This window comes from Algibacter marinivivus, assembly GCF_003143755.1.
Classification (GTDB): domain Bacteria; phylum Bacteroidota; class Bacteroidia; order Flavobacteriales; family Flavobacteriaceae; genus Algibacter_B; species Algibacter_B marinivivus.
Genome location: NZ_QFRI01000005.1, coordinates 37,404 through 53,410, shown reverse-complemented (window position 1 = coordinate 53,410; position 16,007 = coordinate 37,404). Strand labels below are relative to the sequence as shown.

10 protein-coding genes are annotated in these 16,007 nt (G+C 32.3%); 8 read left to right on the top strand and 2 right to left on the bottom strand.

The genetic code is table 11. The annotated features are described in order from the left end of the window. Positions 1–183 precede the first annotated feature (183 nt). The 6 genes from DIS18_RS14495 to DIS18_RS14470 all read left to right on the top strand — a co-directional run bounded on the left by DIS18_RS14495 (position 184) and on the right by DIS18_RS14470 (position 8,248). On the top strand, positions 184–2,136 hold the full coding sequence (locus DIS18_RS14495) for a peptidylprolyl isomerase (protein WP_109353806.1): 1,953 nt from the start codon (positions 184–186) through the stop codon (positions 2,134–2,136). 3 nt (positions 2,137–2,139) lie between these two features. Then, positions 2,140–2,991 carry a peptidylprolyl isomerase gene (locus DIS18_RS14490; RefSeq protein WP_109353805.1) on the top strand — a complete coding sequence of 284 codons (852 nt, stop codon included), beginning with the start codon at positions 2,140–2,142 and terminating at the stop codon, positions 2,989–2,991. After that, complete coding sequence (locus tag DIS18_RS14485; protein ID WP_109353804.1) at positions 2,954–4,405, top strand: peptidylprolyl isomerase; 1,452 nt, start codon at positions 2,954–2,956, stop codon at positions 4,403–4,405. Before DIS18_RS14490 ends, DIS18_RS14485 begins: the two co-directional genes overlap by 38 nt. 6 nt (positions 4,406–4,411) lie before the next feature. Further along, entirely contained in the window at positions 4,412–5,365 is a 954-nt protein-coding gene (locus tag DIS18_RS14480; RefSeq protein ID WP_109353803.1) for an AAA family ATPase, read from the top strand. Continuing rightward, entirely contained in the window at positions 5,365–5,568 is a 204-nt protein-coding gene (locus DIS18_RS14475) for a hypothetical protein (RefSeq protein ID WP_109353802.1), read from the top strand. The genes DIS18_RS14480 and DIS18_RS14475 overlap by 1 nt, the downstream gene beginning before the upstream one ends. A gap of 412 nt (positions 5,569–5,980) precedes the next feature. Continuing rightward, positions 5,981–8,248, top strand: coding sequence for an aconitate hydratase (locus DIS18_RS14470; RefSeq protein WP_109353801.1), 2,268 nt, complete (start codon positions 5,981–5,983; stop codon positions 8,246–8,248). A 584-nt stretch (positions 8,249–8,832) separates the two neighbouring features. Here DIS18_RS14470 and DIS18_RS14465 read toward each other — a convergent pair. Beyond that, the gene (locus DIS18_RS14465; protein ID WP_109353800.1) at positions 8,833–9,420 is read right to left on the bottom strand and encodes a hypothetical protein; all 588 of its coding nucleotides are present in this window, start codon (positions 9,418–9,420) and stop codon (positions 8,833–8,835) included. Positions 9,421–9,599: 179 nt separating this feature from the next. Here DIS18_RS14465 and mazG point away from each other — a divergent pair, with 179 nt between their 5' ends. Beyond that, the gene (gene mazG, locus DIS18_RS14460) at positions 9,600–10,373 is read left to right on the top strand and encodes a nucleoside triphosphate pyrophosphohydrolase (RefSeq protein ID WP_109353799.1); all 774 of its coding nucleotides are present in this window, start codon (positions 9,600–9,602) and stop codon (positions 10,371–10,373) included. Between the two features lie 241 nt (positions 10,374–10,614). Beyond that, positions 10,615–13,896, top strand: coding sequence for an Ig-like domain-containing protein (locus DIS18_RS14455; RefSeq protein WP_109353798.1), 3,282 nt, complete (start codon positions 10,615–10,617; stop codon positions 13,894–13,896). Between the two features lie 26 nt (positions 13,897–13,922). Here the strand turns inward: DIS18_RS14455 and DIS18_RS14450 are convergent, their stop codons facing one another. Further along, entirely contained in the window at positions 13,923–15,914 is a 1,992-nt protein-coding gene (locus DIS18_RS14450; protein ID WP_245925726.1) for a DUF349 domain-containing protein, read from the bottom strand. Positions 15,915–16,007: the final 93 nt, after the last annotated feature.

The window sequence follows — 16,007 nt, the reverse complement described above, 5'->3', positions numbered from 1 at the left end:
TGTAATAATTACTTTTTTTAATCGTTAGCAAAACAACTTGTATTATAGGTTTATATTAGTATTTTTGTAACCGTTGAAAAAAAATTACTCCTACAAATAAGCTATTACTACTTAAGTTAATACTAACTAAAAATGTTTTTAGCGTAATTATATTTGATTAGAGTAAGCAATAAATTTTACCAAATGAAATTAAGATATTTAGTTACTTTATTTTTAACATGTTCTATGTTAAGCATGAACGGGCAATCAGTTGATAAAGATGTTCTTTTCACAGTTGCTGATGAACCAGTTTATGCTTCAGAATTTTTAAGAGTTTACAATAAAAATCTAGATTTAGTACAAGATGAATCTCAAAAAGATGTTGATGAATATTTAAAACTTTTTACAAACTACAAGCTAAAATTAAAAGAAGCTAAAAGTTTAAAGTTACATGAAAAATCGTCATATGTTAGAGAATTATCTAATTACAAAAAACAATTAGCAAAAAATTATATTACTGATTCTAAGGTTACAGATGATTTAGTTGAAGAGGCTTATGAGCGTATGTCTTATGAGGTTAATGCAAATCATATTTTGGTTAAAGTAAATGATAATGCAAAACCTAATGATACGTTAGCAGCTTATAATAAAATATTAAAATTAAGAGACAGAGTTTTAAAAGAAGGTTTTGAGAAGGTTAGAGCAGAAGTGCATAATGGACAAACAGTATATGGCGAAAAGTTAGGGTATTTTGGAGGTTTTAAAATGGTTTATAAGTTTGAAAGTGTTGCTTTTAATACAGAAGTAGGTGAGATTTCTAAACCTTTCAGAACCCGTTTTGGATATCATATAGTAAATGTTATAGATAAGCGTAAGTCTAGAGGAGAACGAACGGTTTCTCATATTATGGTTATTGAAAACAAAAGAGATTCTTTAGCCGAAAAACCTGAAGTTAGAATTCGCGAAATTTATAAAAAGTTAAATCAAGGTGAAGCTTTTGAGTCTTTAGCTAAACAGTTTTCAGATGATAAAAACTCTGCACCTAAAGGCGGTAAATTAAAACCTTTTGCTAGTGGTCAACTTAGGGCAAAAGAATTTGAAGATGTAGCTTTTAATTTAGAAAGTGAAGGTGAAGTTTCTGAACCATTTAAAACAGATTTTGGATGGCACATTGTTAAATTGAATAATAAAAAATCTGTAGCCTCTTTTGAAGCTATGAAGCCAGAACTAGTAGAAAAAGTTAAACGTGATAGTAGGTCTAAATTGATAGATGAAGCTCTGGTAAATAAATTAAAGAGTAAGTATAATATAAGTGATGAAGAACCAAATTTAGATTATTTCACTTCGATACTGAATGAGGATTATTTTAAGAGAACATGGAAACTACCAGCAGATTTTAAAGGAAAGCAGCCTTTAGTAAAAATAGGTAGTAAACAATTCTCTTATAATGATTTTGGTGTTTATTTAGTAAATACACAACGTAATACCCCTAAAAAGGAATCTTTAGAATCATTACTTTCTAAAAAGTATGATGCATTTTTAAATGATAATCTTATAAAATATCAAGAAGATAATTTAGAATTAGAAAATGAAGATTATGCACATATTGTAGCAGAATATAGAGATGGGTTATTACTTTTTGATTTAATGGAAAATACTATATGGAATACTGCAAAAACAGATTCAACAGCCATAAAACAATTTTACGAAGCTAACAAAGCTAATTATGTTAAACCAAAGCGAATAGATGCTGTTGTAGCATCTTCTGCTAAGCAAAAAACGCTAAAAAAGGTATCTAAGTTATTGAGTAAAAATATGCCTTTAGACAAAATAAAAACGCTTGTAAACAGTAAGGATAAAATCAATGTAATTTTTACATCTGGTATTATGGATGCAGAACATCAAGCGCTTCCTAAAGATTTTAATTTTAGAACAGGACTTTCTAAAATACAAAAGCATAATGATGCTTTTGTAATAATCAATGTAAAAAGTGTATTGCCTCAAGAGCAAAAAACATTTGAAGAATCTAAGGGGATGGTTATTAGCGATTATCAAAATCATAAAGAAAATAATTGGCTTAATGATTTAAGAGCAAAGTATCCTGTAGAAGTTAAAAAGGAAGTTCTTGCGAAAATAAAAACTCAACTAAAAAAATAAAGTGTGCGCATAAAGGTATTGTTAATATTAGCATTTGTTTTAATCTATTCATGTGATTTCATTAAGAAATCTGATGAGGGAACACCTATAGCTAGAGTTAATGAGAACTATCTTTATGAAGAGGATTTAAATGGCTTAGTTGCAGATGGCACTTCAAAAGAAGACAGCACGCTTTTAATTCAAAACTTTATAAAAAAATGGGCAACCCAACAACTTTTTATGGATGGTGCCAAGTTAAATTTAAGTGAGGGAAAACAAGAAGCTTTTGATAGATTGGTTGTTCAATACAAAAATGATCTATATACCAAAGCTTATATTGAAGCATTAGTAAAACGAAATATAGACACTGTTGTTTCTTTAAATGAAGCCGAGGCTTATTATACCAATAATAAAGAAGTTTTTAAGTTAAATGAAGAACTTTTAAAATTTCGTTATGTTCATGTAGACGAAAATATAATCAACTTTGGTGATATAAAAGAGCGTTTCAAGCGTTACAATGAAGATGATAGAAAAATTCTAGATTCTATTTCTATTCAGTTTAAATCTTATTCATATAACGATTCCATTTGGATAAAATTAAGTCAAGTCATTAAAAAAATTCCAGCTGTTACATCTGAAAATAAAAATGAACTGTTAAAAAAATCTAATTTTATACAACTCAAAGATTCATTAGGAGTATATTTGATGCAAATTAATGATGTTTTGGTTAGAAATGATACTGCACCACTAGAGTATGTAAAGCCAACAATCGACCATATAGTCACTAATAGGCGAAAACTAGAACTAATTAAAGAATTAGAAAAAGAGATTACAAAAGATGCCATTAAAAACAAACAATTTGAAATATATGATTAGCCTAAAGCAAATTCTTGCTTTATGTATTGCCTTTGCAACTGTAGGGATAGCTTCTGGTCAAGAAATTATTGAGGATGAAGTTAAAGAAGTTACCAAAAAAATAGACTCAGTTGATACCTCAAAAGCGATAAAAGTAGATGGAGTTGCAGCCGTAGTAGGTGATTTTATAGTTCTTGAATCTGATATTCAAAAAGAAAAAGAACAAATAAAAGCATCCGGAGGTTCAATTGAAGGTATAGAAGATTGCCAATTATTTGGTTTGATGCTAGAAAGAAAACTATATGCGCATCACGCTATTCAAGATAGTATTCCAGTTTCTGATTCTGAGATTCGAAAAAATGTAGATTATCAAATCCAACAATTCCTTCAGCAAACAAATGGATCTATGAAGCGTCTTTTGGAAATCTACAATAAAGATGATGAGCAAAGTTTTAGAGACGAAATGTTTGAAATAAACAAGTCTAACTTGTTAGCACAACGTATGCAAGCTAAGATTATTGAAGAAATTGAAATTACTCCAGAAGAAGTAAGAGCATTTTTTAACAAAATACCTGAAGATGAAAGACCAACTTTTGGCACAGAACTTAAAGTTGCTCAAATAGTTGCAGAACCTAAAATTTCGGATGAAGAAAATCAAAAAATCATTGATCGATTAAAACAATTTAAAGCAGATATTGTTGAGAAGGGTGCAAGTTTTCGTTCTAAGGCAGTTTTATATTCACAAGATCCAGGGTCAGCAAGCAAAGGTGGAAAGTATACGCTAAACAGAAAGCAACCAAGAATGGTTAAGGAGTTTAGGCAAGTTGCTTTCGCATTGCAAGAAGGTGAAGTATCAGAACCTTTCAAGACTGATTTTGGTTACCATATTATCACTTTAGAAAAAATAAGAGGTCAAGAATATGATGTAGCGCATATATTGTTAACACCTAAAGTTTCTAGTGAAGCTGTAGTTGAAGCTAAAGAACGTTTAGAAAATGTTAGAAACCGTATAGTTGCTGGCGATATTTCTTTTGCTGATGCTGCAAAAGAAGTGAGTGATGAAAAAGAAACAAAGAATGATGGCGGGCAATTAATTAACCCAACAACGCAAGATTATAATTTTGAGTTAACTAGAATGGATCCTGAGCTTTATGCTCAAATTCAGAACTTAAAAGATGAAGAAGTGAGTTTAGTGTTAAGAGAAGAAGACAGAACGGGAAAAGTGAAATTCAAAATATTAATGGTCACTGATAGAATTGACGAGCATAAAGCCGACTATGCACGTGACTATTTAAAAATTAAGGATTTAGCTTTAGAGGAAAAGAAAATTAAAGCTATAGAAAAATGGCAAGATGAAAAAATACTTGATACTTATGTAAAGATAAGTAAAGAGCATAGAACTTGTGATTTTTCTGGTAATTGGTTAAAAAAATAGTGCTCTATGTCTGATGTTACTGCCATTGAAGAATTTGTAAAAAAATTTAAGGGTTTAAAAACCGAAATTGCCAAGGTTATTATTGGGCAAGATGAGGTTGTAACCCAAATTTTAATATCAATATTTTCTGGCGGACACTCTTTATTAATTGGTGTTCCAGGTTTAGCAAAAACATTAATGGTTAATACTATTGCTCAAGCTTTAGGGTTAGACTTTAAACGTATTCAGTTTACACCAGATTTAATGCCTAGTGATATTTTAGGAAGCGAGATTCTTGATGAAGACCGTCACTTTAAATTTATAAAAGGTCCAATTTTTGCTAATATTATTTTAGCAGATGAGATTAACAGAACACCACCTAAAACGCAAGCTGCCTTATTAGAAGCTATGCAAGAACGAGCTGTAACTGTGGCTGGTCATCATTACAAATTAGATTTACCATATTTTGTTTTAGCAACTCAAAATCCAATTGAGCAAGAAGGAACATACCCTTTACCAGAAGCACAGTTAGACCGTTTTATGTTTGCTATTAATTTGGATTACCCAACTTATCAAGAAGAAGTTGATGTTGTAAAAGCAACCACAAGTGATAATAAACCAAAAGTAAACGCATTATTTTCTGCAAATCAAATAGTAGATTTTCAGCACCTAATTCGTCGTATTCCTGTTGCAGATAATGTTATAGAGTATGCAGTAGCTATGGTTGGGAAAACCAGACCAAATTCTGATGCAGCTGCAGAACTCGTACAAAGCTATTTAGATTGGGGTGCTGGCCCTAGAGCTTCGCAAAATTTAATTTTGGCGGCAAAAACGCATGCTGCTATAAATGGTAAATTTTCTCCAGATATTGAGAATGTGCAAGCGGTTGCTCAAAGCATCTTGCGCCACAGAATTATTAAAAACTACAAAGCAGAAGCAGAAGGTATTTCAGAAGAGCAGATTATAAAGAGTCTATTTTAATGAAATTCAAACAATTTGTTGTTCCTATAGTTATATTTCTTATTGGTTTAGCTGCAACTTATATTGGTGCTCTTCTAAAAATTATTCATTTTGAAATTGGTTTCTTAACAGGCAACATATTGATAACTATTGCAACTTTTTTAAAAGTTATTGCTGTAGTTTACACTATAATTATATTGGTTGTATTTTATTTTAGGGAATAGCTTAAAAATCATCATTAATTATAAGATAGAAACAGAAGCTGTTAATAAAGATTAGGTTAAAAAGAGTTTATATAAATAATAATCACCTTATCCATATCCAAAATTATTAAATTCATCTGTAAATTCATTTTGATTTCGATTTAGTTGATTAAATAATATTTGTCTATTATTAAATAATTAATTAAGATGCGAGTATTTAAAAGCTTTTTGGCTCTCTTTATTCTTTAGACTTATCAATTTAGTATATTTTTAATTATTAAATTATCATTTTGATAAAAAAACAACCTTAATATTCTCAGATATTAAATTATTCGAAAACGTTTTCGTAATTAACTTCATATTTTTTAATATCTCTTGATTTTTGTAGATTTGCTACACTTTTAAAAGAATTAAAAATCTTAAAATAATATATATGGCATTTGACATTGATATGATCAAAGGTGTGTACACCAAAATGGCAGATCGCGTAGACAAAGCACGTGAGATTGTTGGGAAACCATTAACTCTATCTGAAAAGATATTATATTCTCACCTTTGGGATGGTACACCTACAGAGGCATTTACAAGAGGAAAGGACTATGTAGATTTCGCACCAGACAGAATTGCATGTCAAGATGCAACAGCACAAATGGCATTATTGCAATTTATGCAAGCAGGAAAAAGTAAGGTTGCTGTACCAACAACAGTGCATTGTGATCACTTAATCCAAGCTAAAGAAGGCGCTGCAACAGATTTAAAACATGCTAATAATGTAAGTAGTGAGGTTTTTAATTTCTTAGAATCAGTATCTAATAAATATGGTATTGGTTTCTGGAAACCAGGAGCAGGTATTATTCACCAAGTAGTATTAGAAAATTATGCATTCCCAGGTGGGATGATGATTGGTACCGATTCACACACTGTAAATGCAGGTGGTTTAGGTATGGTTGCTATTGGTGTAGGTGGAGCTGATGCGGTAGATGTTATGGCAGGTATGGCTTGGGAGCTTAAATTCCCAAAACTAATAGGTGTGAAGTTAACAGGAAAGCTTTCTGGATGGACTGCACCAAAAGATGTCATTCTTAAAGTAGCAGAAATCCTTACTGTTAAAGGAGGAACAGGTGCTATTGTTGAATATTTCGGACCTGGAGCAACATCAATGTCTTGTACAGGAAAAGGAACCATTTGTAACATGGGAGCAGAAATAGGTGCAACAACATCTACTTTTGGGTATGATGAGTCTATGGAGCGTTACTTACGTGCTACAGATAGAGCAGATGTTGCTGATGCTGCTAATGCAGTAAAACAACACTTAACAGCTGATGCTGAAGTGTATGCTAATCCAGAGCAATATTTCGATCAAGTTATAGAAATTAATTTATCAGAATTAGGACCATTACTAAACGGACCTTTCACTCCAGATTTATCTACAGAAGTAGGTTCTGCAATGACTGAAAAAGCAAAGTCTAACGAGTGGCCTTTAAAAGTAGAGTGGGGTTTAATAGGTTCTTGTACAAACTCATCTTATGAGGATTTATCAAGAGCATCGTCTATTGCTCAACAAGCTTTAGATAAAGGATTAAAAATGAAGGCTGAATTAGGAATCAATCCAGGTTCAGAGCAAGTACGTTTCACAGCAGAGCGTGATGGTATTCTTGGGATTTTCGAAAACCTAGATGCTAAAATATTCACCAATGCATGCGGACCATGTATCGGGCAATGGGCAAGATATTCAGACCCAAAAAATGCACCAAAAAATAGTATTGTACATTCTTTTAACAGAAACTTTGCTAAGCGTGCTGATGGAAATCCAAATACACATGCCTTTGTAGCATCACCAGAATTAACAGCAGCTATTGCAGTTGCTGGTCGTTTAGACTTCAATCCATTAACTGATAAGTTAATTAATGAAGACGGGCAAGAAGTGATGTTCGATGAGCCAACAGGATGGGAATTACCTCCAAAAGGTTTCGCAGTAGATGATAATGGATATTTAGCACCAGAAGCAGATGGAAGTCATGTACAAGTTTCGGTAAAAGATGATTCAGAACGTTTACAATTATTAACACCATTCCAACCCATAGGCGGAGAAATAAATGGAGCAAAATTATTAATTAAAGCTTTCGGTAAATGTACAACCGACCATATTTCTATGGCAGGACCATGGTTACGTTTCAGAGGGCATCTAGATAATATTGCAAACAATACTTTAATTGGAGCAGTAAATGCCTTTGGACAAAAAACCAACTTCGTTAAAAACCAATTAACTGGAGAGTATGGCGGAGTTCCAGATACGGCAAGAGCTTATAAAGCTGCTGGTGTTAAGTCAATTGTAGTTGGAGATCATAACTACGGAGAAGGATCTTCCAGAGAGCATGCTGCAATGCAACCGCGTCATTTAGGAGTTGCTGCGGTAATCGTAAAGTCGTTTGCACGTATCCACGAAACAAACTTGAAGAAACAAGGTATGTTAGGTTTAACCTTTGCTAACGAAAGCGATTACGATTTAATCCAAGAGAACGATACATTTAACTTTATAGATTTAAATGAATTCGCTCCAGGAAAACAATTAACGCTAGAAGCAATTCATGAAGATGGATCAAAAGATCTTATCAAATTGAATCATACTTACAACGATTCGCAAATCGAGTGGTACCAAGAAGGTTCAGCACTTAATTTAATTAAGAAGCAAAACGCTTAAATTTCAAGCACATATATTTTAAAAATCCAGTCTGTAAAGGCTGGATTTTTTAGTTTATAATAATAATGTTTTGGGCGTTACCCTAAAGGGTCGGGCTTTCCGTTACAAGTCCTCGGTCGTGCCTCCCTGTGGGCTTTCCACTGCAATCCCTAACGCAGGTATATACTAGCTTTGTTTTTAAAATAAAAGTCGTTTTTTTTGAAAAAGTTCCTTTAACGTCCACTGTGTATGGCGTAGTGAGGCGCGCCTCACGAGTAGCCATAATTGCGCCTCATTAGCTATACACGCTGATGTGTGTAGTTTCGTGAGGAGTTCTCGTGGAATTGAATAAATATACGATAATTAAGTTGAGGCGTAATTAACAGTGGACGATGGTATGTAATTAGTGGAAAGGTAGCGTTTGCAAAACGCGATTCCACGTGCCGCAGGCAATTACATACCATCGTTGTTGTATATGGAAAGTTGCGAGTTTGTGTGCGAGGATTTTCCGAAGGAAAATCAGAAGCTAGCAAACAAAGCAACTAACATTGGTTTAGGGTAAAACTAGCAATTTTTTATATACGGTGTTGTACACAGTGTTTTTTTTAATATGCCCAACCTTCAATTACACCAACGTTTATCCAATTTTCTTTAATTTTTTGATAAATCACAATTTCTCCTCCATTATTACCATAATTAAAGGCAATTAAAGCATATTCTTTGTTTTCAGAATAAACAGGTCGAGACAACGATAAAGGAAAACTTCTCCATTTATTTTTGTAACTATTGTATTGCCTTATTTGTTTTTTTAATATTTTGATTTCGGATTTTTGAGTCAGATTGAGAGTGTTTTTTATTGTTTTAATATTAAGATATTCAGTGTTTTTAGCTAAATAAATATTATCTAATTCTTCTTCAGACCAATTCTTTAATTTTTGGTTTTCTGCTTTTTTGCACAATTCTTTTACAATTAAAGAGTCGGTCAGGATATTCGATTTATTGGGGTTCGATTTTTGCTCGTTTAATGATTCCATTCTATATTTTAAATCCCATTTCCCATTCTTAATATTGAATTTAAAAGGCTTTTCATAGACAATCTTTGATTTTCCAGTTATAGCTGCTTCTATTAGGCTTTGTGAAGAAATAGAAGTGTAAGAAAATGAAATTAATATGATTAAGAGTAGTCGATTCATATTGTGCACAATGTTTTTACGGATATGCGTCGTTTTAATGACTTATATCCGACGTTAAACGAAGTTATCATTTTTTTCTGACAAAATCAAGTTATAGATTATATTGGCAAGAGCCAATTTTTAAACAAATTACTCCTCATCCAAAACATCAAAATCGTATTTTTGAAAAAATTCCAAAAATGAACTCCAGACAAAATCAGTTAAAAGCTTTTGATAGATTATTAACCATTATGGACGAGTTGAGAGAGCAATGTCCGTGGGATAAAAAGCAAACTATGGAAACCTTACGCCACCTCACTATAGAAGAAACTTACGAACTTGGAGACGCTATTCTAGATAAAGATTTAGAAGAAGTTAAAAAAGAGTTAGGCGATGTGTTATTGCACATTGTGTTTTACGCTAGAATAGGTAGCGAAACCAATCATTTTGATATTGCTGATGTGTGTAATAGCATTTGCGAAAAACTAATAAACAGACACCCACATATTTACAGCGATGTAAAAGTAGAAAACGAAGACGATGTAAAACGCAATTGGGAAAGCCTAAAACTTAAAGAAGGCAAAACCAGTGTTTTAGAAGGCGTTCCAAAAAGTTTACCAGCTTTAGTAAAAGCCAACCGCATTCAAGAAAAAGTGGCTGGCGTTGGTTTTGATTGGGAAGAACCCAATCAAGTTTGGGAAAAAGTGGAGGAGGAGCTCAACGAATTTAAAACCGAAGTACAATCTGGTAACCAAGATAGAATGGAAAGTGAATTTGGAGATGTGATGTTTTCAATGGTAAACTACGCACGTTTTTTAAACATCAATCCAGAAAATGCACTAGAACGTACTAATAAAAAATTCTCAAAGCGTTTCCAATATCTAGAAAGTAAAGCCAAAGCTTTAAACAAACCACTTAAAGATATGACCCTAGCTGAAATGGATGTATTTTGGGAGGAAGCTAAAAAGTTATAGTCTTGTTTGTTATTCCGATAGCGTGAGGTAAGAGTGATGAGAAATCTCAAAAACAATACACATCATCATCAAATTTCTATCTGAATAATAAAAGCCCAAATTATTGGTTTTAAAATATTAAAAATTGGTATTAACCAAAGCGTCTTTAATCTTATTATCCTGTTTTTCGACTTAAAGATTTGCCTTTAACGCTAGTTTTGGAGTATCTTTAGTAAAAAAATAATCGCTATAATATTTCCTGATGTCTATTATAAAGTATAACACAATTATTGTGTTTTTATTATTTGCATGTAATTTATGTTGGTCTCAAAATGTGGCACCAACATTAACGGCTACTGGAAATCAACCATACTGCCCTAACACCCAAATAAATATTGTAACCGATTTTGATATTGTAGATCCGGACGATACAGAAATTGAGGCGCTTTTTATACAAATATCTACAGGATATGTTCAAGGTGAAGATAATTTATCGTTAACAGGAACCCATCCAAACATATTAACATCTTGGGATGCTACTCAAGGAAAATTAACACTCTTTGGTGTTGGATCTGCACTTGTAAGTTATGTAGATTTAATAGCAGCTACTGAATCTGTTGTTTTTCAAAGTTCTAATAACAACCCAATTGACAAAACATTTTCTATAACCATTGGAGATGCTAATTATTTACCATCTACAGATCATTATTACGAATATGTACCATCTATTGGTATTCTTTGGACATCTGCTAAAACAGCTGCAGAAAATAGGACTTATTTTGGTTTACAAGGTTATTTAGCAACCATTACATCAGCTGAAGAAGCTCAATTATCTGGAGAGCAAGCTGCAGGCGCAGGTTGGATTGGTGGAAGTGATGCAGCTACTGAAGGTGTATGGAGATGGGTTACTGGGCCAGAAACGGGTACTATTTTTTGGAATGGTTTATCTAATGGAAGTTCACCTAATTATGCATTCTGGAATACAGGAGAGCCTAATCAATCTGGTGATGAAGATTATGCGCATGTTACTGCCCCTGGTGTTGGAATACCGGGTTCTTGGAACGATTTAACTAATGCTGGAAATTCATCAGGAGCATATCAACCCAAAGGTTATATAGTAGAATATGGAGGCATGCCAGGTGATCCAGTTTTAAATATTTCAGCGAGTTCTAGTATATTCACTACATCTATTGTTAATACTATACCAGCTGCTAGATGTGGTAACGGAACAGTAAATCTTGAGGCAACAGCTTCTCAAGGCGATGTTTTATGGTTTGCGACATCAACTAGTAGTACACCAATTTTTAATGGACCAGTCTTTACAACACCAAGTTTGAGTGCATCAACTACATATTATGCTTTAGCTTCAATAAACGGATGTGTTAATGGCGAACGCATTCCTGTTACTGCTACAATTAATCCAATACCAACTATTAATTCTATAAATGATGATTTAATTTGTGAATCGGGTTCTGGAACGCTAACTGCTACAGCATCAGCAGGAACAATTAACTGGTACAATGCACCTACAGGAGGAATTCCAATAAATGCAGGAACATCCTTTACAACACCAAATCTAAATACGAATACAACTTATTATGTTGATGCTACATTAAATGGTTGTACAACAGCTTCAAGAACAGCAATAACTGTAACTGTGCAACAAACACTAATACCTACTACAACCAATTCTAATCAAATTTTTTGTGATATTGAACAAGCTACTACTTCAAATATAGTTGCAACTGGAAATAATGTTTTATGGTATGATGCAAATTCTGGTGGTACTCCAATAAGCAGTTCAGAATTATTGACAACTGGTATTTATTACGCAAGCCAAACTATAAATGGATGTGAAAGCTTAAATAGATTAGCTGTTAATATTACCATTAACGAAACAGTTGTGCTGCCGTCAACAATACCCAACTTAGATGCATGTGATACCATGTTAGATGGTGATGATTCTAATGGTTTTACAACTTTTGATTTAACTGAAAACGAAATCATTTTGCTAAACGGTAAGTCGGCTTCAGATTTTACATTTAATTATTTTGTTGATTCAGCTTATACCACACCAATTTCAACACCGTCAAATGCTTTTATAAATACCATTGTTAACGGACAACCTGTGTATGTTAGAATAGTAAATAATAATAACACTTTGTGTTTTACTGATACCTCTTTTAATATTGAAGTGAATGCATTACCAATAATTCAAAATACCATTATATTTAAAAACTGTGATGAAGATGGAACACCTGATGGGTTTGTTGATTTTAATTTAGAAGAAACTAATGCTATTATTACAAATAATAACAGTTCTAATCTTTCTTTTTCGTATTACTTATCGTTTAATGAAGCAGATACAGCAACTAATCCTATAGCTTCCATATTTAATAATCAAACAGCAAATACAGTATATTCTCGAATTGAAAATACTGACGGGTGCCATAGAGTCGGAACAATAAATTTAGAGGTTTCAACCACTTCTTTCCCTTCAAACTATTTAGAAGAATTAGAATCCTGTGATAGTGATGATAGTATAGATGGAATATCTACTTTTGATTTAACTCAAGTAACGCCATTATTTATTTCGCAATTTCCAACAGGTCAAAATTTGAGTGTACATTATTTTGAAAACTTAAATGATGCACAGTTAGAGCAAAATGAAATTTTAAATCAAAATAATTATTCCAATACTCAAACTTTTTCGCAAACACTCTACGTTCGTGTTGAAAGTGATGATAATGGAGAATGTTTTGGTATTGGACCGCATTTGGTTTTAATAGTGCACCCAAGACCTGAATTTGAGGTTGATAATTCTGCTATTTATTGTCTAGATAATAATCCAATTACATTAACAACTTTCAACCCTAAGGGTAATTATAGTTATGAATGGAGTGATAGTAACGGAAATATAGTTAGTAACATGTCTTTTGCTGAAGTTGTTTCTGGTGGCTCTTATACTGTTATTGCAACTTCAGATTTTGGCTGTGAATCCTTTCCAGTTACATTTTCTGTTGTTGAATCTGCAATTGCAGAAATAGATATAGATGATGTTACTATTGTAGAGCTTTCAGATAATAATAGTGTTACCATAAATAATGAAGCTAATAATTTAGGTATTGGAGATTATGAGTTTTCACTTAACGATATGAATGGACCTTATCAGAATGCACCTTATTTTGATAACATAGCTGCTGGATCTCATGTTATATATGTGAGAGACAAAAATGGATGTGGTGTAGTATCATTAGAAATCTTCATTTTAGGGTTTCCTAAGTTTTTTACACCAAATAATGATGGAGTGAATGATATATGGAAAATTGAAGGCTTAGGAACTGATTTTACAAATGCTTCAAAAATAAGCGTGTATAATCGTTATGGAAAACTAATTAAACAACTAAATGCAAAAAGTGGCACTTGGGATGGTACTTTTAATGGTCAGCAATTACCAGATTCTGATTATTGGTTTGTTGCAGAATTAGTTAAAAATTCAGGGAATACCTTAACGTACAGAGGGCATTTTAGTTTAGTTAGATAATTTTATAAGTTAAGTTTAATGAAAGATTAATAAAACGTTTTAATCTTTTGAAGTTTTGCATTCCATAATTCCAAAGATTCTCTATGCTTCTTAATATTTGTATGTACTTCTTTTACTAATGGATTATCTTCATCAACATTAGTAAAAAACTGTAAGTTGTTTTCCAATTGATTGATTTGTCCTTTTACTTCATCAATTTTTTTACGAATAAAATTGCGCTCGTTATCAAGATTTCTATTGTCCTCTGGATTATGAAGACTATCCAATTTGTTTTCATACTTAATCATTTCAGCTTCTGTTTTTTCTAGCTTTAATCCATTAAGTAAACTATCTATTGTTTTTTGAAATTTACCATCAATATAGCGTTTGTCGTTAGGAACTCTACCTAAAGCTTGCCATTGTTTGATTTGTTCTTTTATGGTTTCAACACCTTTATCCTTATCTTTTGGAAGTTCTAAATCTTTTAAGCTTTTTAGAAACTCATTCTTTTTGTTATAGGCTTCAACTTGTTCTTCGCTAGCCGTATTTCGCTTTGCGTGTACTCTGTCGAAATAAGCATTACAGGCTGATTTAAAACGTTTCCAAATTTTATCGCTGTCTTTTCTTGGAACATGACCAATTTTTTTCCAATCACTTTGAATTTTTTTCATCAAAGGAGTGATGGTTTCAAAATCATCACTATCCTTATTGTCTTCAGCAACTTTAATTAAATCTAATTTTAATTGTAAATTTTTGTACTGATCTTTTTTAAGATCTTTATAAAAAGAATTCTTTTTTCTGTTAAACGATCTTACAGCATCTTTAAATTTTGCCCAAGTAGCTTCGTTAACTTTTATTGGCACTTTACCAGCATTAAAAAAGGCTTCTCTTAAAGCTTCTACTTCTTTTATTTTCTTTTGTAAGCCACCATGAGACTTGTTTTCTTGAGTCGATATTTCTTCAATCTGAGAAATAATCTCTTGTTTTTTCTCAAGGTTTTTCTCGTAAATTTTATCTATTTCTTTGTAGTAGACTTGACGCTTATCGTTAATTGTTTTTGTAGCTACTTTAAAACGCTCCCAAATATTTTCACGATGCTCTCTTGCTACTGGACCAAGCTCTTCTTTCCACATTTTATGGAGCTCTTGAAGCTCTCTAAAAGCACGCATAGCATCATCATCTTTTGCTAACTCTTCAGCTCGTTCTATGATTAATAATTTCTTTTCTAAATTATGTTTAAAATCTAAGTCGCGTAACTCTCTATTGATATTTAAAAAATCATAGAAACGTTCAACATGATGGTGGTAGCTATTCCATGCATTGTTGTATTTATCTCTTGGAATTGGCCCTGTATTTCTCCAGCGTTCTTGTAATTCTTTAAAGTGTTTATAAGTGGTATTTATATTTTCTTCAACATTAATTAAACCTTTAAGCTCTTCAATAATTTCAAGCTTATCCGTTAGATTTTGTTTTAAGTTTTGTTCTAAGCTTTTGTAATGCTCATTAACTTTTTTGCGATATTCTCTGTAAGCATTTTTGAATCTTTTTTGAACAGGAGAGGAGTAGTAAAAATCTATTTCGTTACCACCGTCATTTATAAAATCCTCTTTCTTTTCATCAATTAAGGATTGAAATTTAGTTTTGAATTCCGAGTTAATATTATCAACATGCTTTTTTATGGCTTGAACTTTTTCTTTTGAAACAAGCTTCTCTAACTCAATCGCGAGCGCTTCTAAAGACATGGTGTCGTATTCTTTCACTTCAATTTTATGTCGGTCTTTGTTGCCCTCATCTTCTGCATCCTCAGCATTAGACTCTTCAATTTCATTAATAACTTCATCGTGTTCTTCAACAGGTTCAGAACTCTCAACAGGTGTGTCAGTGATAGTATTATCTGGTTCAGTAGATTCATCAGGAGTTTCAGCTTCATCAGTTGATGTAGTTTCAACACTTTGATTTTCGTTTAATTCTATGGAATTCTCTTTGGAACTGTTTTCTGCAGTTTCTTCTACTTCTTGAGATTTGTTAATATCAGACATTTTAAAAATGTTAAGGTTCGTCAAAATTACTTTCGACATTAAAGATACTAACAAGTATAGTAATTACAAAGTACTATAAGGTTTTAATTGCCA